The following is a 19,397-nucleotide window of genomic DNA, read 5'->3' on the forward strand; positions in this document are numbered from 1 at the left end:
TGCGGAGGAGGCCCTCAGCCGTGCGCCGACGCGGGGTCAGCGCCCCAACTGGCCCGTGGTGAGGCCGCGCAGCGTCTCCCGGGCAGTCTGACCTCTCGTCAGAGCTCGGATGCCGAAACGTGTGACGCGTGAGATCACGATGAGCCAGACTGACCGCATGGCACCGGGGACCGTCATGCGCGAACACCTGACGGGACGTTCCTGGCGTGAGCGGCTCTACTCGCTGCTCAGCCTGCCGCTGGCAGCGCTGGGGCTGGCCGCGGTGCTGGTCACGACCATCCTCGGCCTGCTCTCCGCCGGCCTCCTCTTCCTCCCGATGCTGGCGCTGAGCCTTCGGGCCGACCGGGCGCTGGCTTCCCTGTACCGGGCGCTGGCCCGCGGTCTGCTGCGGCTGGAGATCGCGGCACCACCCCGTCCACCGCGCGCTCCCGGCCTCTCCGGCCTGATGGGCCAGCACCTGGGCGATCCCGCCGCCTGGCGGGCCTGCCTCTACCTCCTCATCCGCATCCCGCTGGGGGTCCTCCAGTTCACCCTCGGCTTCCTCTGGTGGGCCTACGGCCTCCTCTTCCTCTGCTACCCGGTGCTCTGGAAGGTGGAGCCGGCGCACGAGATCGACAAGGCCGGCGTCGCCCACAGCTTCGGGCTGGAGATCGCGGGCTTCTACTTCGACACCTGGCCGCGCGCGCTGCTGGTGGCGGCGGTCGGCGTCCTGGTCCTGGTGGCCTCGCCCTGGCCCGGTCGCCTGCCGCTGCTCGCCGACCACTATCTGATGCCCCGCCTGCTCGGCCCGAGCGCCGCTTCGCTCCGGCTGGCCCAGCTCACCGAGACCAGGGCGCACGCGATCAACGAGGCGGCGGCCACCCTGCGCCGGATCGAGCGCGATCTGCACGACGGCGCCCAGGCCCGGCTGGTGGCCCTGGGCATGCGGTTGGGTCGGGCGGAGCGGCGGCTGACCCAGGGAGACCTCGAGCAGTGCCGATCCTTGCTGCACCAATCGCGGCAGGAGACGAAGGAGATCATCGGCGAGCTGCGCGAGCTGGTGAGCGGGATCCATCCACCCGCGCTGGACGCCGGACTGGGCCCCGCGCTGACCACGCTCGCCGCCCGCTCGGCCATTGCGACCCGGGTCGAGCTGGACCTGCCGGAGCGACCGTCGGCCGCCGTCGAGACCATGCTGTACTTCGCCGCGGCGGAGCTGCTGGCCAATGCCGGCAAGCACAGTGAGGCAGAGTCCGTGACGGTGTCGGTCCGTGCGGCGCGGGGACGGCTGAGCCTGCTGGTGAGCGACGACGGGAAGGGCGGGGTCCAGCTGGACGGATCAGGCAGCGGGCTGCGCGGGCTGGCCGAACGGGTCCGGGTGGCCGACGGGGTGCTGACCGCGACCAGCCCGATCGGCGGGCCGACCACGATCGCGATCGAGCTGCCGGCGCCGGCCTGACCTGACCTGACCACCCCGAAAGATCGACATCTCAGCTCAGGAAGCTCAGGAAGCTACAACGTGAGGAGCGCTCGACGATGCGGGTGGTAGTGGCCGAGGACACCGCGATCCTGCGGGCCGGACTGGTCCAACTGCTGGAGGAGGAGGGGTACCAGGTCGTGGCGGCGGTTCCGGACGCCGAACAGCTGCGGACGGCGGTGCTCGAACACGGTCCGGACCTGGTGGTCTCCGACATCCGGATGCCGCCGACCCATACCGACGAGGGTCTGCGCGCCGTGATCGAGCTGCGGGCGGCCAATCCCGCGCTGGCGGTCCTGATCTTCTCCCAGTACGTGGAAACCCAGTACGCGGGCCGACTGCTGGCGGGCGGTTCGGCGGGCGTCGGCTATCTGCTCAAGGAACGGGTGCTCGACACGCAGGACTTCGTCGACGCGCTGGAGCGGGTGGCGGCCGGCGGCACCGCGCTCGACCCCGAGGTGGTCACCCAGCTGATGGGCGCCGGCCCGACGCGCAGCACGGTCAGCGAGCTCAGCCCCCGGGAGCGGGAGGTCCTCGCGCTGATGGCGCAGGGGCGGTCGAACGCGGCCATCGCGGCGGGACTGGTGGTCACGGAGCGCGCCGTCGAGAAGCACGTCGCCAACATCTTCCTGAAGCTCGACCTCCCGGTCTCGGCGGCCGACCATCGGCGCGTGCTGGCCGTCCTGCGTCACCTGGGGGCCTGACGGTGGCTCAGCCGGGCTGAGCACGCGGGTCGGCGGGGCGGGACGAGCGCATCGGCAGGTCAGCCGACGCACAGCGAGAAGCGCACATAAAGTACGACAAAACGGATATCGACCCTCGACACCCCGTAGACTGTCAAAGTCGCAACAAGATCGGCGACAGCTCTTCGAGGCGCGCCGGGAAGTCTGGTCGGCACCGCACCACCGGTGCATCCGCATGCCCTTCCCGCGCCCTGGAGGTCTCCCGCGTGGCCAGCCCGCCGCCCCATGACCACTCCGCCGACCACTCCGCCGACCACTCGCCCGACCCCTCGGCTCAGCACCGGCCGCCGACCTCCCCGGCCCCGCAGCGGCGTCAGTTCCTCGGCATGCTCCCGCTGCCCGAGCGCCGCTTCCTGGCAGCCGCCCTGCGCACCGAGACCGTCGGCGGCATCCTGCTGCTGCTCGCCGCGATCGCGGCACTCATCTGGGCCAACGTCTGGCCGCACGCCTACGAGAGCGTCCTGCACCACACCATCGGCCCCTCGGTGCCGCTGCACCTGAACCTCACGCTCGAGGCCTGGGCCAACGACGGGCTGCTCACCATCTTCTTCTTCGTCGCGGGCATCGAGCTCAAGCGCGAGTTCGTCGCCGGCGAGCTGCGCTCCCCCAGTGCCGCGGTGCTGCCGGTGGTCGCCGCCGTCTGCGGGGTGGCACTGCCCGCGATCGTCTACGCCGTGGCCAACAGCGGCTCCGGTGGACATCCCGGCGGCTGGGCGATCCCGACCGCCACGGACATCGCCTTCGCCCTCGGGGTGCTCGCCGTGGTGAGCAGTCATCTGCCGTCCGCGCTGCGGGCGTTCCTGCTGACGCTGGCCGTGGTGGACGACCTGATCGCGATCCTGATCATCGCGGTCTTCTACAGCTCCGGCATCAAGTTCTGGGCGCTCGGGCTGTCGCTGGCGGGCCTGGTGCTGTTCTGGTTCCTGCACCGGCGGGGAGTGCACGGCTGGTACCTGTTCGTTCCCCTCGCCGTGGTCATCTGGGCGCTGATGCACGAGAGCGGGGTGCACCCGACGGTGGCGGGTGTGGCGATGGGCCTGATGTTGCGCTGTCACCGCGAGGGCGACGAGAAGGAGTCCCCCGGTGAGCACATCGAGCATCTGGTCCGGCCGCTCTCGGCCGGGGTGGCGGTGCCGGTGTTCGCGCTCTTCGCGGCGGGCGTGACGATCTCGCCCTCGGCGATCAAGGACGTCTTCACCCAGGCGATGCCGCTGGGCATCGTGCTCGGCCTGCTGGTGGGCAAGACCGTGGGCATCTTCGGCGGGACCTGGCTGGCGGCCAGGTTCACCAGGGCCGAGCTGAATCCGCAGCTCAAGTGGGCCGACCTGTTCGCCCTCTCCACGCTGGCGGGCATCGGCTTCACGGTCTCCCTGCTGATCAGCGACTTGGCGTTCACCGACCACCCCGAGTTGGCCGACCGGGCCAAGGCGGCGGTGCTGATCGGTTCGGTGCTCTGCGCGGTGGTGGCGACCGTCCTGCTCAAGCTTCGCAACCGGCACTACCGGCAGTTGTGGGAGGAGGAGGAACTGGACAGCGACGGGGACGGGATCCCGGACGTGTACCAGGGCGACGCCCTCCCCCGGCCCGGGCACGGTCCGATCGAGCGGCATGCATGATGGGATGGGTCTCGGTCCGGGCGGCTGCGGGCGGGTGACACACCGTCCGCCGCGAGTGGCCCGAAGTGGTGCCTGACTGGCCGGTAGGGGCATGATTCTGAGCTGTCCGGAATCTCAGCAGAGGAGAAGACCAGATGTCCGCAGGAACCGCAGGTCCGTCCGGCAGCTCCCGGGCGCCCTACGAGGGCGAGCGCTCGGTCGGGCAGCTGTTCGCCGCGGCCACGGCTGACCTGTCGGCCCTGGTGCACGACGAGATCGCGCTGGCGAAGGCCGAGATCCGACAGGACGTCAAGCGCGGCGTGGCGGGCAGCGTCTCGTTGGTGGTGGCCGGCGTCATCGCGCTGGCGTCGATCCCGATGTTCAGCTTCGCGGCGGCCTACCTGCTGAAGTACTGGGGCCTGCCGCTGAGCGCCTCGTTCGCGGTCGTCGGCGGGGCGTTCGTCCTGCTGGCCGCGGTCCTGGGCCTGCTGGCCTGGCGGTCCTTCAAGAAGATCGAGCCGCCGCGCCGCACCATCGAGGGTGCCCACGCGACCGCGGAGGTGCTGAAGAACGCCCGCCCCCGGCCGGCCACGCCCGAGGAGCGCGCGGCCCTGGAGCACTGAGCACGCGCCGTCCGGGCACGGCCCGCGGGTGGCGCGACGTACGGTATCCGTCGTAGTCGGCGGTAGCCCGTACGAGTGCCGGGGCCGTGTTCCGCGCCCGGATGTGAAACGCTCTCGGTATGCCGCTCGACCAGACGCCTGTTCCGCCCGCCACCGCAGGACCGCACGCGAGTTCGAAGTCCGGGGAGACCGGAGCGCCCCGACAGCCGGGCAGCTCCGAGGGGCCCAGCGCGCCCGGCGGCCCCGTCGGGCCGGCGACCGCTCGGCGTGAGGGCGGGTCAGGCGGCAGCGCGTCGGCGGTCGCGGGCGCTTCGCCGATGGGCGGGCGGCCGGCCGGCTGGAACGTCCGGGTGCCAGGCCCGTGGACGCACCGGGACCTGGCCGCCAACGGTGCCCGGTTCCACATCGCGGAGCAGGGGGAGGGGCCACTGGTCCTGCTGGTGCACGGCTGGCCGCAGTACTGGTGGGCCTGGCGGCACCAGATGACCGCGCTGGCCGAGGCGGGATTCCGTGCGGTCGCCCTGGACCTGCGCGGCATGGGCGGCAGCGACCGCACCCCGCGCGGCTACGACCCGACCAACCTGGCCCTCGACATCACCGGGGTGATCCGCTCGCTCGGCGAGCACAGCGCCCACCTGGTGGGGCACGACAGCGGCGGTTCGCTCTCCTGGGTGGCGGCGGTGATGCGGCCCTCGGTGATCCGGAGCCTGACCGTGGTCTCGGCCGCCCATCCGCGCCACCTGCGCCGGGCCCTGCTGCGCGACCGTCGGCAGATGGCCGCGTACGACCATGTGCTCGGCTTCCAGCGGCCCTGGATACCGGAGCGACGGCTGGTCGCGGAGGATGCCGCGCAGGTCGCGGACTACCTCGCCGCGTGGACCGGCCCGAGCCGGCTGGGCGCCGAGGCGGTGACGAACTACCGCAAGGCGATGCAGATCCCGAGCACCGCGCACTGCTCGATCGAGCCGTACCGCTGGCTGGTGCGCTCGATGGGCCGTCCGGACGGCATCCAGTTCGCGCGACGGATGAAGAAGCCGGTGACCGCGCCGACGCTGCACATCCAGGGCGCGGCCGACCCGGTGCTGCTCGCCCACACCGCGCTCGGCGCCGGCGAGTACGTGGCGGCGCCGTACCGCTGGCGGCTGCTCCCCGGAGTGGGCCACTTCCCGCACGAGGAGGTACCGGAGGAATTCAGCGCCGAATTGGTCGCCTGGGTTCGCGAGCACCAGCGGTAGGGCGCTCGCGCGCACTGGTCGGCGGGGCCGGTGAGGCTCAACGAGGCCGGCGAGGCTTCAGGTGACCAACCTGCCGACTCTGTTGATATGACGAGATGTCGCATGCCGTGGGCATAGTCCGGTTCGCCCGAAGGAAGGTGGTTACCTCCCCGGGCGCAGGGGCATCCATCCTGCATGACCTGGATGCCCGATCGAACCGCCGCACCTCGCGGACGACGTGTCAGCCGCAGCTCGCAGAGCACCTCGTACTCGAACCCCGCACCGCACCAGAGCGACTGGACCACCGAGTCCGAGCACCCGGGCACCGAGCCGCATCCACTGGGCATCCCACGCATCCTCGGCCGCCGCGCCCGCTGGGTCGGCGCCCGGCTGCGGCGCGAGGCCTGAGCTCCGCCCGGCGCGGCGGCGAACACCCGGCAGCGAAGACGGCGAGGCCCGCGCGGCCATGGGCGCCACGCGGGCCTGACAAGGGGCGAAGCCCCGACAACAGGCGGTCCGTCAGGTGATGACCGCCGGCTCGACCGCGGTGAACCAGAGCAGCGCGAAGGTGGCAACCGTCATGATCGGGACCAGGACCTTGGTCTCGACGTTGTTGCCGCTGTGCTTGATCAGCACGATCTCGTAGCGCTGCTTGAACGGCCAGAGCCACGGCGCGCCCATCTTGGTGAGGCTGTCGCCCAGCAGGTGGGCCAGGGCGCCGAGGGCGACCGCGTACGGCAGCCAGCCCGGCGCGGCGGGCATCCACCGGTCCAGGACGAAGGTGCCCAGCGCCGAGATCCCGAGCACGCTCAGCCAGGTGGTGTGTCCCTCGCCCGGCAGATGGATCCGCAGCGCCTTCACCGCGAGGGCGAGCAGGAAGAAGGTCATGCCGAGGGTGAACGGCCGACCCAGATAGGTGACACCGGCCCAACTGCCGCCACCCACCAGGGCGACGAAGAGCAGCGAGTGGGTGGCGTGCCGGTGACCGCCCGAGATCCAGGCCACGAAGCGGCAGAGCACCTTGGAGACCGGGCCGAGGAAGTTGGCGATCGTCCCGTCGTGGTGGTCCAGGTCGGGCAGCAGTGCGGCACCGGCGCAGAGCACCGTGCCGAGCAGGATGTCGGCCGGCTTCAGGTGGGTGTGCAGCAACAGTGGCGGCAGAAAGGGCGCGGAGCCCGCGTACAGCATCGCGCCGCTGACCGCGTGCGAGTGACCCATCATGGCCGATACTCCTTCTTGCTTGGCGCCGGCTGTCCTGCCGGCCGGGCCCGCACCAGCCAGATTGCGCCGAACGGGTGAGCGCCGCCGACGCTATCAGGAGGAACTGACGGGTCGACGGATCCACCGCCCGGTGAGCGGCGCCAAGCAGACGCGGCGTCAGCCGGAGCCGACGCCGCGTCAGGAGCAGAGGGTGGGGAGCAGGGGCCCGGGAGCTGTCAGAGCGCGCAGCCCTGGGTGTCCGCCTGGGTGCTGTCGGTCGCGCCCGCGACCGCGTCGGGTTTCACCTCGGCGGCGGTCAGCGCATAGCCCGTGTCGGCGCTGTCCAGCGACTTGGCGAACACCACCCCGTACACCTCGCCGTCCGGGGTGAGCAACGGACCGCCGCTGTTGCCCTGGCGGACCAGTGAACGGATCGAGTAGACGTCCCGGACCACCTGGCTGCGGTGGTAGATGTCCGGGCCGTTGGCCTGGATGTCGCCGCGGATCCGGGCAGGCTGCACGTCGAACGGCCCGTTCTCCGGGAACCCGGCCACGATCGCGCTGTCGTTGGTCTTGGCCTCGCCCGCGAAGGCGAGCGGCGGGGCGTTGAGCTTGGGCACCTCGAGGATCGCGATGTCCCGCTGCCAGTCGTAGCGGACGACCGTGGCGTCGTAGAGCGGTCCTGTCCCGCCGATCTGCACGGTCGGCTCGTCGACACCCCCGACCACGTGGGCGTTGGTCATCACCCGGTGCGGGGCGAAGACGAAGCCGCTGCCCTCCAAGGTCTTGCCGCAGGAGGGGGCGGTGCCCACCACCTTGACCAGGCTCTGCCGGGCCTTGGCCAACGCGGGACTGCCCGCCAGCGCCGGGTCCGGTGGCTGGACGTCGGTGATCGGCTCGTGCTCGAACGGATTGAAGACCTGCGGGAAACCGTTCTGCGAGAGCACCTTGCTGAAGTCGGAGAACCAGTTCGGCGCGTCGGCGGGCAGCGCCTGCTGGACCCCGCCGAGCACCCTGGAGGTCCTGACCTGCTTGGAGACGGTGGGCATCGAGGTCCCGGCCAGTGCCGAGCCGATCAGCCAGGCGACCAGCAGCATCGACAGCACGTTCACCACCGAGCCGCCGAGCGCGTCCAGCACCTTGGCGGGACCGCGCTCGCCGATCCGCCCCCGGAGCTTCCAACCCAGCTGGGTGGTGGCCGCCTGGCCGACCGCCGCGAAGACGATCACCACGACCACCGCCACCACCGAGGCGGTGGTCCCCGGGCTGAGGTGGCTGAGCAGCAACGGCAGCAGTTGCACCGCGATCAGGCCGCCCCCGAGGAAGCCCAGTACGGAAAGGATGCCCACCACGAAGCCCTGCCGGTACCCGGACACAGCAAAGCCGATCGCGGCGGCGAGCAGCAGCAGATCGAGCACGTTCACCGGGCCACCCTCCCATGGATGCCGGACCGCATGGCAGCGGACCCGGCCACCGGGCTCTCGGCGCGACGCTCCGCGGTGGCCCGCCTCACGGCAGGGTGATCAGGCGGGAGCTGTCCCAGGGCAGCTCGAGCCCGCTGTGGTGCAGCACCCGGTCGATCACGCCGGCCGTGAAGCCCCACACCACGTGCCCGGCGACCGCGAAGGCCGGTCCGGTGAACCCCGAGGGGTGCCGATAGCGGCCGCGGTTCGCCGGGTCGACGAGTTCCGCGAGCGGGACCCGGAAGACCGCGCCGGTCTCCCCCAGGTCCACCGGCGCCACCGGGCTCTCCTCGCGCCACCACCCCAGCACCGGGGTCACCACGAAGTCACTGACCGGGATGTAGAGCGCGGGCAGGGTGGCGAAGACCTGCACCCCGCCGGGGTCGACACCGGTCTCCTCCGCCGCCTCGCGCAGCGCGGCGGCCACCGGGCCCGAGCCCTGCGGATCGCCGTCCGCCTCGTCCAGCGACCCGCCGGGGAAGGAGATCTGGCCGGCGTGCGAGCGCAGCGCCTTGGAGCGCTCGGTCAGCAGCAGGTCCGGGCCGCCCGGTCCCTCGCCGAAGAGCAGCAGCACCGCGGAGTGCCGACCGCCCTCGGCCGGCGGCAGGAACCGGCTGAGCTGCTCGGGGCGGACCGTCTCGGCCGCCGCCCGGACCGGCAGCAGCCAGTCCGGCAGGCCGTCGCGGACGATCGCGGTCGGCGTGCTGCTGCTCGTCACTCGGCCGCTCCGTCCACGTCCTGGCCGCCGTCGCCCGCGGCGGGCCGCGCGGGCGCGCCCGGGTAGTCGGCCGGCGGGCGCAGGCGCTGGCCCGGCTGGCCTCCCAGCTCGTACTTCAGCAGCGCGGCCGCCTTCTCCGGGTCCACCTCGCCGACCCCGTAGGAGGGGCAGAGCGACGCGATCGGGCAGGCGCCGCAGGCGGGCTTGCGCGCATGGCAGATCCGCCGGCCGTGGAAGACCACCCGATGCGAGAGCATCGTCCACTCCGACTTCGGGAAGATCGCCGCGACGGCCGCCTCGACCGCCACCGGGTCCTCCTCGGTGGTCCACCCGAAGCGCCGGGCGAGCCGCCCGAAATGGGTGTCCACGGTGATCCCCGGCACGCCGTAGGCATTGCCCAGCACCACGTTGCCGGTCTTGCGGCCCACGCCGGGCAGCGTGACCATCTCGGCCAGGGTCCTGGGCACCTCACCGCCGAAGTCGTCCCGCAACGCGATCGACAGCCCGATCAGCGCCTTCGCCTTGTTCCGGAAGAAGCCGGTCGGCCGGATGATCTCCTCCAGCTCGTCCGGCACCGCCGCCGCCAGGTCGGCCGGGGTCGGGTACTTCGCGAACAGCGCCGGCGTCGTCTGGTTCACCCGCAGGTCGGTCGTCTGGGCCGACAGCACCGTCGCCACCAGCAGCTGGAACGGCGACTCGAAGTCCAGCTCCGGATGCGCGTACGGGTACAGCTCCGCCAGCGCGCGGTTGATCTTCCGGGCTCGGCGCACCATCGCCAGCTGGGACTCGGGCTTCTTCGGCTTCGCGACCGCCCGCACCGAGGGCGCCGCCTGCCGGACCTTGCTCTCTGCCATGCACGCAGGCTACGCCGGTCGGCTGAACTCCCGTGGCGCTTTGGCAGGCCACCGGCGCACACCGTCATCTGCCGGCCGGCAGCCCCCTCGGCCGGGTCGTCACCGAGCTCGGCCCGCGGCCCGCTGAGGTGTCACCAGCAGATGACCGATCAGTAACCGATGCGTACGGATGGCCGTGTACCGGGCTCCAGAGCGCACCCCCTCCTCATATGATCGGAGCGACATGCGCCATGCTTGGTGATGAAGAGCACTGTTCCTCCATCACTGGGGATCGTCGGAGATCGATCGAAGGATCGCCGAAGACCACCGAAAGAATGGCGGAAACACCAGCACGCGAGCCGTCCCAGGGCACCACCTCGGGCGGCGAACAGGAGGAAGCACGTGGACGACGTTCTGCGGCGCGCCGCGCTCTTCGCGGCGCTCGACGACGAACAGGCCGGCGAGCTGCGCGCTTCCATGACCGAGGTGACCCTCGCCCGTGGCGAGTCGCTGTTCCACGAGGGCGACCCGGGCGACCGGCTCTACGTGGTCGCCGAGGGCAAGGTCAAGCTGCACCGCGCCTCGCCGGACGGCCGCGAGAACATGCTCGCGGTGCTCGGCCCCAGCGAGATGATCGGCGAACTCTCGCTCTTCGACCCGGGCCCGCGTACCGCCACCGCCAGCGCGCTGACCGAGGTCAAGCTGCTCGGCCTGGGCCACGGCGACCTGCAGCCCTGGCTGCACGCCCGCCCCGAGGTCTCGATCGCCCTGCTGCGCGCGATCGCCCGCCGGCTGCGGCGGACCAACGACGTGATGAGCGACCTGGTCTTCTCGGACGTGCCCGGCCGGGTCGCCAAGGCGCTGCTCGACCTCTCGCGACGCTTCGGCGTGCAGTCCGACGAGGGCATCCACGTCGCCCACGACCTGACCCAGGAGGAGCTGGCCCAGCTGGTCGGCGCCTCCCGGGAGACCGTGAACAAGGCGCTGGCCGACTTCGCCGGGCGCGGCTGGCTCAAGCTGGAGGCCCGCGCGGTGGTGCTGCTGGACGTCGAGCGGCTCTCCCGCCGCTCCCGCTGAGCGGGCGATCGCACAGATCAGGACCTGGGACCACGGGCTCGTCAGATGAGCCCGTGGTCCTCCAGGTATCGCAGCTGGGCCAGGACCGAGAGCTCGGCGGCCGGCCAGAGCGCCCGGTCCACGTCGGCGTAGACCCGGGCCACCACCTGCTGGGCCGTCCGGTAGCCGGCCTCGACCGCCGTCTCCACCTGGGCCAGCCGGGCCGCCCGGTGTGCCAGGTAGTACTCGACCGTGCCGAGCGCATCGGTCAGCACCGGACCGTGCCCCGGCAGCACGGTGCCCACGCCGTGCTGCGCCGCCAGCGCGCGCAGCCGGCGCAGCGAGTCCAGGTAGTCGCCGAGCACCCCGTCCGGGTGGGCGACCATCGTGGTGCCCCGCCCCAGCACGGTGTCGCCGGTGAGGATCGCGCCGTCCGCCGGGAGGTGGAAGGTGAGCGAGTCCGCCGTGTGACCCGGGGTGGCCACCACCCGCAGCTCCAGACCGCCCACCTCGATCACCTGCCCGCCGTGCAGGCCCTCCTCGCCCAGGCGCAGCGCCGGGTCCAGGGCCCGGACCTGAGTGCCGGTCAGCTCGGCGAACCGGGCGGCCCCCTCGGCGTGGTCGTGGTGGCCGTGGGTGAGCAGGGTGAGGGCGATCCGCTTGCCCCGCTGCTCGGCGGCGGCCAGCACCGCGCGCAGGTGCCCCTCGTCCAACGGCCCGGGGTCCACCACCACGGCGAGCTCGGAGTCCGGTTCGGCGAGCAGCCAGGTGTTGGTGCCGTCCAGGGTCATCGGGGACGGGTTGGGGGCGAGCACGCAGAACGCGCGCTCGGTGGCGACCCCGCCGACGGTGGCGGCGGGGTCGCCGGGCAGCAGACCTGTCACAGGGGAATCCTCAGGAGCGGAAGGGCCGGGTCAGTTCGCGCGCCTGCGGGGCCCGGACCAGCGGGCGGACAGCCAGGTCGGCTGACCGGTCCGGGCACTCGCAGGCCAACGGGCGGGTCAGCGGACGAGCCGCCAGGGCACGGGGGGCGAGCACGCGAGCCACGTCATTGTGGGTCATCGGCTGGGGGTCCTTCCTCGGGATAGTGACCGTCGATGGTCAGCTCTTCATACCCAGGCCAGCGAACGGTCATTCGATCGCCCGCCAGCTCGGCCTGACCGAGCACCGGCGTCAGGGTGCGCCGCCGGGCCAGCTCCAGCGCCTCGTGCGCGGTGCGGGCCGGCAGCAGCTCACGGAGCACCGAGACGGTCGGCGGCAGCATCCCGTACCGGCCCTCGGCATGCCCCCGGACCGCCTCGGCCGGGGTCAGCCAGGCCACCCGGTCCGCCTCGCCGACCTCGCGCGCGGCCCGCTGACCGGGCGGCAGCGCGGCGACGAAGAACCAGGTGTCGTAGCGCCGCTCCTCGAACGCCGGGGTGATCCACCGGGCCCAGCCGGCCAGCAGGTCGCTGCGCAGCACCAGCCCGTGCTCACGGCAGAAGTCGGCGAAGGAGAGCTGATGCGCCTCCAGCTCGGCCCGCTCGGCGCTCCAGTCACGCTCGGGGGCCATCGTGTGCGCATCCGGGCCGGCCAGCAGAACCCCGGCCTCCTCGAAGGTCTCCCGGACCGCTGCGCAGACCACCGCCTGCGCCGTCGCCCGGTCCACCCCGAGCCGGGCGGCCCACTCCTCGGGGCCGGGACCGGCCCAGCCGAGCTCCTGCTCGGCGTCGCGCGGGTCGACCCCGCCACCCGGATAGGCGTACATGCCGGCCGCGAAGGACATCGAGCCGCGGCGGCGCAGCAGGTAGGCCTGCGGGCCGGCGGCGGCGTCCGCGCCGTCGCGCAGCAGCACCACGGTCGCCGCCCGCTTGGGCGCCACCGGGGTCAGCCGGCCGGTCGCCAGCGCCCGGATCCGGGCGGGCCAGCCGGGCGGCATGGGGAGAGCGGCCGGGGGCGGGCCGGGGAGGTTCGCTGCCATGTCCGGATGCTATGCACCCGGACATGGCGCTGAGAAGGGGCTACTGATCAGTGGTCCACCGATCGGCGGCCCGTGGGTCGGTCGAGCGCTGATCAGCGGACCGTGGGTCAGGCGCGGACCCGGACCTGGATCTCCACCTCGACCGGCGCGTCCAGCGGAAGCACCGCGACGCCCACCGCGCTGCGCGCGTGCACGCCCGCCTCGCCGAGCACCTTGCCGAGCAGCTCGCTGGCACCGTTCACCACGCCGGGCTGACCGGTGAAGTCGGGCGCCGAGGCGACGAAACCGACCACCTTGACCACCTGCTCGATCAGATCCAGGTCGCCGATCACCGACTTCACGGCGGCCAGCGCGTTGAGCGCGCAGATCTGCGCGAGCTCCTTGGCCTGCTCGGCGGTGACCTCGGCGCCGACCTTGCCGGTGTCCCGCAGCTTGCCCTGCACCATCGGCAGTTGGCCGGAGGTCAGCACGTGATCACCGGAACGGACCGCCGGGACGTACGCGGCGACCGGGGCCGCCACCTCGGGGAGGGTCAGGCCCAGCTCGGCCAGGCGGCTCTCGACCTTGCCCATCAGTTCTTCTCCCGCTTGAGGTAGGCCACCAGCTGCTCGGGGTTGTTCGGCCCGGGCACCACCTGGACGAGCTCCCAGCCGTCCTCGCCCCAGGTGTCCAGGATCTGCTTGGTCGCGTGCACGAGCAGCGGCACCGTTACGTATTCCCACTTGGTCATGGGCCTGACTCTAGACCGTCCGCGCGCGCCGGAGTCCGATGTGAGGTGGGACACAATGCGGGCCGTGAGGGCACCCGGCAGCCGAATGCTCCCGGCATCGGGCGCGAGCGCTGGTTACGCTCGCGAGGAGGGCCCAGTGGAGGGAGACCGAGCGTGCCAAGGACCCAGCAGCCCGGCGCGGCCGCGGCGCCGACGGGCGCCGCGGAACCCGGCGCGGCATCCGGCGGTTCCGACTGGGAGGGCGTGCGCCTGCACGTGGTCAGCGGGAAGGGCGGCACCGGCAAGACCACCCTGGCGGCGGCGCTCGCGCTGGCGCTGGCCGCCGAGGGGCGGCGCACGCTGCTCATCGAGGTCGAGGGCCGGCAGGGGATCGCCGAGCTGTTCGGCAGCACGGCGCTGCCCTACGAGGAGCGGAAGATCGCCACCGTCTCCCCCACCAAGCTCGGCCTGCCGGGGCGCGGCACCGGCGAGGTGTTCGCGCTGGCGATCGATCCCGAGCAGGCGCTGCTCGAGTACCTGGACATGTTCTACAAGCTGGGCCGGGCCGGGAAGGCGCTGCAGAAGGTCGGCTTCGTCGACTTCGCCACCACCATCGCCCCCGGCGTGCGCGACGTGCTGCTGACCGGAAAGGCCTGCGAGGCGGCCCGGCGCAAGGCGCCGGACGGGCGTCTGGTGTACGACGCGGTGGTGATGGACGCGCCGCCCACGGGCCGGCTGATCCGGTTCCTGAACGTCAACTCCGAGGTCGCGGGGCTGGCCAGATTCGGTCCGATACACAGCCAGGCCCAGGCGGTGATGCGGGTGCTGAAGTCACCGCAGACGGCCGTGCACCTGGTCACCCTGCTGGAGGAGATGCCGGTGCAGGAGACCGTGGACGGCTTCACCGAGCTGCGCGAGGCCGGACTGCCGGTCGGCGGGGTGCTGGTGAACATGGTGCGTCCGCCGGTGCTGGACGCGGCGGCCGTGGCGGCAGCGCACGGCGACCACCGCGAGGAGGTGGCGCTGGCCCTGGTGGAGGCCGGGCTCGGCGGACGCTCGCGCAGCGCGGCCACCCGGCGGGCGGCGGTGGAGCCGCTGCTCGACCCGCTGCTGGCGCAGGCCCGTGAGCACTCCGAGCGGGTGACACTGGAGCACGAGCAGCGGGCCGACCTGGGCACCCTGCTGCTGCCGACCTACGAGCTGCCGCTGCTCAGCGGGGGCGTGGATCTCGGCGGGCTGTACCGGCTGGCCGGCGAGCTGAAGCGGCAGGGGGCGGCGTGAGCAACGGCGGCGGCGCGGGCGGCAACAGGGACCGTGGCAGCAGTAACGGCGAGGGCGGCGGGAGCGGCGGCGTGAACGGCGGCAACGGGCTCGACATCGACGGGCTGATCGACGACCCGGCCACCCGGATCATCGTCTGCTGCGGCTCCGGCGGCGTCGGCAAGACCACCACCGCCGCCGCGATCGGCCTGCGGGCCGCCGAACGCGGCCGACGGACCGTGGTGCTGACCATCGACCCGGCACGCCGGCTGGCCCAGTCGATGGGCCTGACCGAGCTGGACAACACTCCCCGCCCGGTGAAGGGCGCGGCCGGTCCGGACGGCCCCGGCGAGTTGCACGCCATGATGCTCGACATGAAGCGGACCTTCGACGAGGTCGTGCTGGCGCACGCCGACCCCGAGCGGGCCCGGGCGATCCTGGAGAACCCCTTCTACCAGTCGCTCTCGGCCGGGTTCGCGGGCACCCAGGAGTACATGGCGATGGAGAAGCTCGGCCAGCTGCAGGCCACCGGGGAGTGGGACCTGATCGTGGTCGACACCCCGCCCTCGCGCTCGGCGCTGGACTTCCTGGACGCGCCCGGCCGGCTCGGCTCCTTCCTGGACGGGAAGATCATCCGGGTGCTGATGACCCCTGCCAAGGTCGGTGGGCGCAGCGCGATGAAGTTCCTCAACGTCGGAATGGGGCTGCTCACCGGCACTCTCGGGAAGATCTTCGGCGCCCAACTGCTGACCGACCTGCAGACCTTCGTGGCCGCGATGGACTCGATGTTCGGCGGGTTCCGGGAGCGCGCCGAGGGGACCTACCAGCTGCTCAAGGCCCAGGGCACGGCCTTCCTGGTGGTCGCCGCGCCGGAGCGGGACGCGCTGCGCGAGGCCGCGTACTTCGTGGACCGACTGGCGGCCGATCAGATGCCGCTGGCCGGGCTGGTGCTCAACCGGGTGCACGGGACCGGCGCGCCGCAGCTCACGGCGGAGCGGGCGCAGGCGGCGGCTCAGGCGCTGGAGGAGAGCAGCGCGGAGAACGGCGGGGACCACGGAGCGGGGAACGGAGCGGGGAACGGCGAACAGCACGGCACCGCCGAGGGCGCCGGTAGCGGTGCGGAGCGGGAGGCCCGGCAGGGCGCGGCCGAGGCGCTGGCAGCCGGACTGCTGCGACTGCACGCCGAGCGGGTCGAGGTGATGGGCCGGGAGCAGCGGACCAGGGACCGATTCGTCTCGGTCTATCCCGATGTGCCCCTGGTCGAGGTACCGGCGCTGGCCGGGGATGTCCACGACCTGGACGGTCTACGCCTGATCGGACGTCAACTCGCCGGCGGGTCGGACCGGTGAGCGCTGCGGGCGACCCCGTACCACAGGGGTCGCCCGATCAGCCGGCCTGCGCGTAGTCCGAGAGGATCACGCCGGTGGCGAGCGACTCCTCGTACTCCGTGCGGGCGGTCTCCAGCAGCCGGCGCCAGGAGATCACCGTCGGGCGGCGACGCAGCAGTGCCCTGCGCTCCCGCTCGGTCATCCCGCCCCAGACGCCGAACTCCACCCGGTTGTCCAGCGCGTCCGCCAGGCACTCGGTGCGCACCGGACACCCGCTGCACACCGCTTTGGCCCGATTCTGCGCCGCCCCTTGGACGAACAGTTCGTCCGGATCGCTCGTGCGGCAGGCAGCCTGCGCGCTCCAGTCATCTACCCAGCCCATCCCGGCGCCGTCCTCTCCCGAATCGAGGCTCCCCCACGGCGGTAACGGCATATTCACCGCTGCCAGTTGAGGACGTTACGGAAGATTGGCGGAGCGCAACAGCCCCTTCGGGTCCAATCTCGAATGACCCGATCGGACTATGGGTGCCGGTCAGATCACTCGTTGGAGTGATCGCAGGTCGTGGGGCTTGCCCCCGCCCCGAACGTCCGCTTTGCCGCCACTTTCGTCACGGAGCGCCACGGCGCCCCCAGGGGGTCGCGCCACGAGGGCCGACCAACGGCCGAACGATCCGCCTCATAACCCGTCAAATCGGGCAACTCTCAACACTCACAGGAGTGTTTGAAGCCTACGGAGCGAAGCTGTCGCAAGCTTGTGACAAGCCTAGGCGAACACCTGCCCTCGTGCCCTAATTTTGGCAACGTAGAGTCCTCCCTATGGCACCGAAGCGCTCCTCAGCAGCCCAGCGCCCCCGCCGACGGCGCACCTCTCCCCTGGAGTTGGCCGGACACGGGATCAAGTTCCTGGGCGTCAGCATCCTCTCCGGCGTCCTGCTGGCGGGCCTTGCGCTGCCCGCCGTAGGCGCGATCGGCCTCGGCGCCAAGGACGGCGTCCAGAGCTTCGACAACATCCCGGACGACTTCAAGACGCCGACCTTGTCCCAGGCCTCGTACATCTACGACTCCCAGGGCAACCAGATCGCCAAGGTCTACGCCCGGGACCGGACGATACTGACCCAGGATCAGATGTCACCGCTGAGTCGCGAGGCGCAGGTCGACATCGAGGACGCGCGGTTCTTCCAGCACGGCGCGATCGACCCCAAGGGCGTGCTGCGCGCCATCGGCAAGAACGCCTCCTCCGGGGACTCCGCCGAAGGCGCCTCGACGCTGACCCAGCAGTACGTGAAGAACGTCTTCGTCGAGGAGGCCGGCGACGACCAGGCCGCCTTCAAGGCGGCGACCCAGAAGAGCCTGGGCCGCAAGATCAAGGAACTGAAGTACGCCATCCAGTTGGAGAAGGACCTGAGCAAGGACCAGATCCTCACCAACTACCTCAACATCACCTTCTTCAACCACCAGGCGTACGGCATCGAGGCGGCCGCCCAGCGCTACTTCGGCAAGTCGGACAAGGACCTCGACGTCGCCCAGGCCGCGCTGCTGGCCGGGATGGTGCAGAACCCGTCGGCGTACGACCCGCTGGCCCACCCGAAGGCCGCGCAGACCCGGCGCGACACCGTGATCGACAAGATGCTGCAGTACAAGCACATCACGGCGCAGCAGGCCCAGGCCGCGAAGGCCAGCGGGCTCGAACTGAACTACCAGGCGCCGCAGAACGGCTGCATCACGGCCAGCAACGGCATGGCCTTCTTCTGCGACTACGTCCAGCGCGTGGTGGAGAACGATCCCGCCTTCGGTGCCTCCTCGGCGGCGCGACAGAAGCTCTGGACCCAGGGCGGCCTGAAGATCACCACCACCATCGACGCGGGCAAGCAGGCCGCGGCGAACAACGCCGTCACCTCGCAGGTCAAGGTGACCGACTCGGTCGCGGCAGCGATGACCATGGTCAAACCGGGCACCGGTGAGATCCTCGCGATGGCCCAGACCCGGCCCTTCGGCCTGGACGCCAGCCAGCACCAGACCGTGGTCAACCTCAACGTCGACGCGGCGATGGGCGGTGGCAGCGGCTTCCAGCCCGGCTCGACCTTCAAGGCGATCGTGGCGGCCGCGGCGCTCGACAGCGGCTCCGCACAGCTGAACACCGCCTTCCCGTCACCGCCGCAGATGCCCTACCCGGACATGTCCACCTGCGGCCAGACCTGGAAGAACAGCACCAACAAGCCCGCGACCGTCAGCAACGACAGCCCCAGCGAGGCCGGGCCGTTCATGATGCCGGAGGCGATGGCCCGCTCCATCAACACCTACTTCGTCTCGCTGGAACAGAGCATCGGCCTCTGCGCGGTCACCCAGATGGCCAACAAGCTGGGGATAAAGGCCCAGGCCAGCGGCGCCGCGCTGCAGCAGGTCCCGTCCATGACCCTGGGCACCCAGCTGGTGAGCCCGCTCGACATGGCCGGCGTCTACGCCACCTTCGCCTCGCGCGGCGTCCACTGCGACCCGATCGCGATCAAGTCGGTCACCGGCATCGACGGCAAGCAACTGGCGGTCCCGCAGGCCAACTGCCAGCAGGTGATACAGCAGAACACCGCCGACAGCATCAACACCCTGCTCAAGGGCGTGACCGAGAAGTCGGGCACCGGTGGCCAGCTGAACCTGGACGACAACCGCCCGATCGCCGGCAAGACCGGTACCACGGACCAGCGGAAGGCGGCCTGGTTCGACGGCTACACCCCGGACCTGGTCGGCGTGGTCTGGCTCGGCGGCCCGGAGGGCAGCGTCCCGATGGACGGCAACATCGTCATCGGCGGCCACCGCTTCCCCGACGGCGTCTACGGCGCCACCGGCCCCGGCCCGATGTGGCAGCAGGCGATGAGCCAGGCGGTGGCCGGTACTCCGGTAAGCCAGTTCAACCTGATCCCGAACGCGCCCTCCGCGACGGCATCCACCGACACCCCGGCGCAGAACCCGGCCCAGCCGCCGAACCCGGGCAACCCGCCCGCCAACCCGCCGACCACCGCCGGCCTGGACACCACCAACCCGGTCCCGCCGATCACCGCGGGGCCGCCCCAGGGCGGCACCATCGGCGGCGGCTTCTCGCTGCCGCCGGGGATGATCGGCGGTGGCGGCACCGGAAAGCCGGGCCGGCCGGGGCACCACTGACGCTGACGCCCGAGCCGCACCACGAGCACAGTGAAGGGCCCGGGGCCCCTGGACTGATCCAGGGGCCCCGGGCCCTCCGCTGT

Annotated in this window: 20 protein-coding genes; 10 read left to right on the plus strand and 10 right to left on the minus strand. The window is 71.9% G+C overall.

From position 1 onward, the window contains the following. Positions 1 to 157 precede the first annotated feature (157 nt). The 6 genes from P3T41_RS17990 to P3T41_RS18015 all read left to right on the plus strand — a co-directional run bounded on the left by P3T41_RS17990 (position 158) and on the right by P3T41_RS18015 (position 6,039). Positions 158 to 1,438, plus strand: coding sequence for a sensor histidine kinase (locus tag P3T41_RS17990; RefSeq protein ID WP_280690902.1), 1,281 nt, complete (start codon positions 158 to 160; stop codon positions 1,436 to 1,438). 77 nt (positions 1,439 to 1,515) lie between these two features. Continuing rightward, positions 1,516 to 2,160, plus strand: coding sequence for a response regulator transcription factor (locus tag P3T41_RS17995; RefSeq protein ID WP_280690903.1), 645 nt, complete (start codon positions 1,516 to 1,518; stop codon positions 2,158 to 2,160). A gap of 365 nt (positions 2,161 to 2,525) precedes the next feature. Beyond that, positions 2,526 to 3,815, plus strand: a complete 1,290-nt coding sequence (gene nhaA / locus P3T41_RS18000; RefSeq protein ID WP_280691115.1) for a Na+/H+ antiporter NhaA — start codon at positions 2,526 to 2,528, stop codon at positions 3,813 to 3,815. A 134-nt stretch (positions 3,816 to 3,949) separates the two neighbouring features. Continuing rightward, positions 3,950 to 4,417 carry a phage holin family protein gene (locus P3T41_RS18005; protein ID WP_280690904.1) on the plus strand — a complete coding sequence of 156 codons (468 nt, stop codon included), beginning with the start codon at positions 3,950 to 3,952 and terminating at the stop codon, positions 4,415 to 4,417. Between the two features lie 317 nt (positions 4,418 to 4,734). Then, positions 4,735 to 5,652 (plus strand): alpha/beta hydrolase, encoded by a 918-nt coding sequence (locus P3T41_RS18010; protein WP_280691116.1) that lies wholly within the window; start codon positions 4,735 to 4,737, stop codon positions 5,650 to 5,652. Positions 5,653 to 5,835: 183 nt separating this feature from the next. Beyond that, positions 5,836 to 6,039 (plus strand): hypothetical protein, encoded by a 204-nt coding sequence (locus tag P3T41_RS18015; RefSeq protein WP_280690905.1) that lies wholly within the window; start codon positions 5,836 to 5,838, stop codon positions 6,037 to 6,039. A 111-nt stretch (positions 6,040 to 6,150) separates the two neighbouring features. Here the strand turns inward: P3T41_RS18015 and P3T41_RS18020 are convergent, their stop codons facing one another. The 4 genes from P3T41_RS18020 to nth all read right to left on the minus strand — a co-directional run bounded on the left by P3T41_RS18020 (position 6,151) and on the right by nth (position 9,866). Beyond that, complete coding sequence (locus tag P3T41_RS18020; protein WP_280690906.1) at positions 6,151 to 6,852, minus strand: metal-dependent hydrolase; 702 nt, start codon at positions 6,850 to 6,852, stop codon at positions 6,151 to 6,153. A 215-nt stretch (positions 6,853 to 7,067) separates the two neighbouring features. Beyond that, on the minus strand, positions 7,068 to 8,255 hold the full coding sequence (locus tag P3T41_RS18025; protein ID WP_280690907.1) for a MarP family serine protease: 1,188 nt from the start codon (positions 8,253 to 8,255) through the stop codon (positions 7,068 to 7,070). 85 nt (positions 8,256 to 8,340) lie between these two features. Continuing rightward, positions 8,341 to 9,012, minus strand: a complete 672-nt coding sequence (locus P3T41_RS18030; RefSeq protein ID WP_280690908.1) for a CoA pyrophosphatase — start codon at positions 9,010 to 9,012, stop codon at positions 8,341 to 8,343. Continuing rightward, positions 9,009 to 9,866, minus strand: a complete 858-nt coding sequence (gene nth / locus P3T41_RS18035; protein ID WP_280690909.1) for an endonuclease III — start codon at positions 9,864 to 9,866, stop codon at positions 9,009 to 9,011. The genes P3T41_RS18030 and nth overlap by 4 nt, the downstream gene beginning before the upstream one ends. Before the next feature lie 381 nt (positions 9,867 to 10,247). Between nth and P3T41_RS18040 the strand changes: the two genes are divergently transcribed. Next, complete coding sequence (locus tag P3T41_RS18040) at positions 10,248 to 10,922, plus strand: Crp/Fnr family transcriptional regulator (RefSeq protein ID WP_030060009.1); 675 nt, start codon at positions 10,248 to 10,250, stop codon at positions 10,920 to 10,922. A 41-nt stretch (positions 10,923 to 10,963) separates the two neighbouring features. On the opposite strand, the gene P3T41_RS18045 is transcribed toward P3T41_RS18040, so the two are convergent. From P3T41_RS18045 to P3T41_RS18065, 5 genes are all read right to left on the minus strand, one after another. Further along, a complete protein-coding gene (locus tag P3T41_RS18045; RefSeq protein ID WP_280690910.1) occupies positions 10,964 to 11,785 on the minus strand; it encodes an MBL fold metallo-hydrolase in 822 nt (273 codons plus the stop codon). Positions 11,786 to 11,795: 10 nt separating this feature from the next. Beyond that, entirely contained in the window at positions 11,796 to 11,963 is a 168-nt protein-coding gene (locus tag P3T41_RS18050; RefSeq protein ID WP_280690911.1) for a hypothetical protein, read from the minus strand. Then, the gene (locus P3T41_RS18055; protein WP_280690912.1) at positions 11,950 to 12,861 is read right to left on the minus strand and encodes an NUDIX domain-containing protein; all 912 of its coding nucleotides are present in this window, start codon (positions 12,859 to 12,861) and stop codon (positions 11,950 to 11,952) included. Before P3T41_RS18055 ends, P3T41_RS18050 begins: the two co-directional genes overlap by 14 nt. Before the next feature lie 107 nt (positions 12,862 to 12,968). Further along, positions 12,969 to 13,433, minus strand: a complete 465-nt coding sequence (locus P3T41_RS18060; RefSeq protein WP_280690913.1) for a RidA family protein — start codon at positions 13,431 to 13,433, stop codon at positions 12,969 to 12,971. Then, the gene (locus tag P3T41_RS18065; protein WP_100889483.1) at positions 13,433 to 13,591 is read right to left on the minus strand and encodes a DUF4177 domain-containing protein; all 159 of its coding nucleotides are present in this window, start codon (positions 13,589 to 13,591) and stop codon (positions 13,433 to 13,435) included. The genes P3T41_RS18060 and P3T41_RS18065 overlap by 1 nt, the downstream gene beginning before the upstream one ends. A 243-nt stretch (positions 13,592 to 13,834) precedes the next feature. On the opposite strand from P3T41_RS18065, the gene P3T41_RS18070 reads away from it, so the two are divergent. Beyond that, the gene (locus tag P3T41_RS18070; protein ID WP_280691117.1) at positions 13,835 to 14,851 is read left to right on the plus strand and encodes an ArsA-related P-loop ATPase; all 1,017 of its coding nucleotides are present in this window, start codon (positions 13,835 to 13,837) and stop codon (positions 14,849 to 14,851) included. A gap of 71 nt (positions 14,852 to 14,922) precedes the next feature. Beyond that, on the plus strand, positions 14,923 to 16,179 hold the full coding sequence (locus tag P3T41_RS18075) for an ArsA family ATPase (RefSeq protein WP_280691118.1): 1,257 nt from the start codon (positions 14,923 to 14,925) through the stop codon (positions 16,177 to 16,179). Positions 16,180 to 16,216: 37 nt separating this feature from the next. On the opposite strand, the gene P3T41_RS18080 is transcribed toward P3T41_RS18075, so the two are convergent. Further along, complete coding sequence (locus tag P3T41_RS18080) at positions 16,217 to 16,540, minus strand: WhiB family transcriptional regulator (RefSeq protein ID WP_145905440.1); 324 nt, start codon at positions 16,538 to 16,540, stop codon at positions 16,217 to 16,219. 434 nt (positions 16,541 to 16,974) lie between these two features. Between P3T41_RS18080 and P3T41_RS18085 the strand changes: the two genes are divergently transcribed. Continuing rightward, positions 16,975 to 19,314, plus strand: a complete 2,340-nt coding sequence (locus P3T41_RS18085) for a transglycosylase domain-containing protein (RefSeq protein WP_280690914.1) — start codon at positions 16,975 to 16,977, stop codon at positions 19,312 to 19,314. The last annotated feature ends 83 nt before the right edge of the window (positions 19,315 to 19,397 follow it).

Origin of the sequence: Kitasatospora sp. GAS204B, from assembly GCF_029892155.1 — a bacterium.
Lineage (GTDB): Bacteria > Actinomycetota > Actinomycetes > Streptomycetales > Streptomycetaceae > Kitasatospora.

Excerpts from the sequence above, each read along its gene's own strand:
- P3T41_RS18050 (WP_280690911.1), bottom strand. The coding sequence starts at position 11,963 with ATGACCCACAATGACGTGGCTCGCGTGCTCGCCCCCCGTGCCCTGGCG.
- P3T41_RS18085 (WP_280690914.1), top strand. The coding sequence starts at position 16,975 with ATGGCACCGAAGCGCTCCTCAGCAGCCCAGCGCCCCCGCCGACGGCGC.
- nhaA (WP_280691115.1), top strand. The coding sequence starts at position 2,526 with ATGCTCCCGCTGCCCGAGCGCCGCTTCCTGGCAGCCGCCCTGCGCACC.
- P3T41_RS18010 (WP_280691116.1), top strand. The coding sequence starts at position 4,735 with ATGGGCGGGCGGCCGGCCGGCTGGAACGTCCGGGTGCCAGGCCCGTGG.
- P3T41_RS18005 (WP_280690904.1), top strand. The coding sequence starts at position 3,950 with ATGTCCGCAGGAACCGCAGGTCCGTCCGGCAGCTCCCGGGCGCCCTAC.
- P3T41_RS18020 (WP_280690906.1), bottom strand. The coding sequence starts at position 6,852 with ATGATGGGTCACTCGCACGCGGTCAGCGGCGCGATGCTGTACGCGGGC.
- P3T41_RS18060 (WP_280690913.1), bottom strand. The coding sequence starts at position 13,433 with ATGGGCAAGGTCGAGAGCCGCCTGGCCGAGCTGGGCCTGACCCTCCCC.
- P3T41_RS17990 (WP_280690902.1), top strand. The coding sequence starts at position 158 with ATGGCACCGGGGACCGTCATGCGCGAACACCTGACGGGACGTTCCTGG.
- P3T41_RS18015 (WP_280690905.1), top strand. The coding sequence starts at position 5,836 with ATGCCCGATCGAACCGCCGCACCTCGCGGACGACGTGTCAGCCGCAGC.
- P3T41_RS18065 (WP_100889483.1), bottom strand. The coding sequence starts at position 13,591 with ATGACCAAGTGGGAATACGTAACGGTGCCGCTGCTCGTGCACGCGACC.
- nth (WP_280690909.1), bottom strand. The coding sequence starts at position 9,866 with ATGGCAGAGAGCAAGGTCCGGCAGGCGGCGCCCTCGGTGCGGGCGGTC.
- P3T41_RS18080 (WP_145905440.1), bottom strand. The coding sequence starts at position 16,540 with ATGGGCTGGGTAGATGACTGGAGCGCGCAGGCTGCCTGCCGCACGAGC.
- P3T41_RS18055 (WP_280690912.1), bottom strand. The coding sequence starts at position 12,861 with ATGGCAGCGAACCTCCCCGGCCCGCCCCCGGCCGCTCTCCCCATGCCG.
- P3T41_RS17995 (WP_280690903.1), top strand. The coding sequence starts at position 1,516 with ATGCGGGTGGTAGTGGCCGAGGACACCGCGATCCTGCGGGCCGGACTG.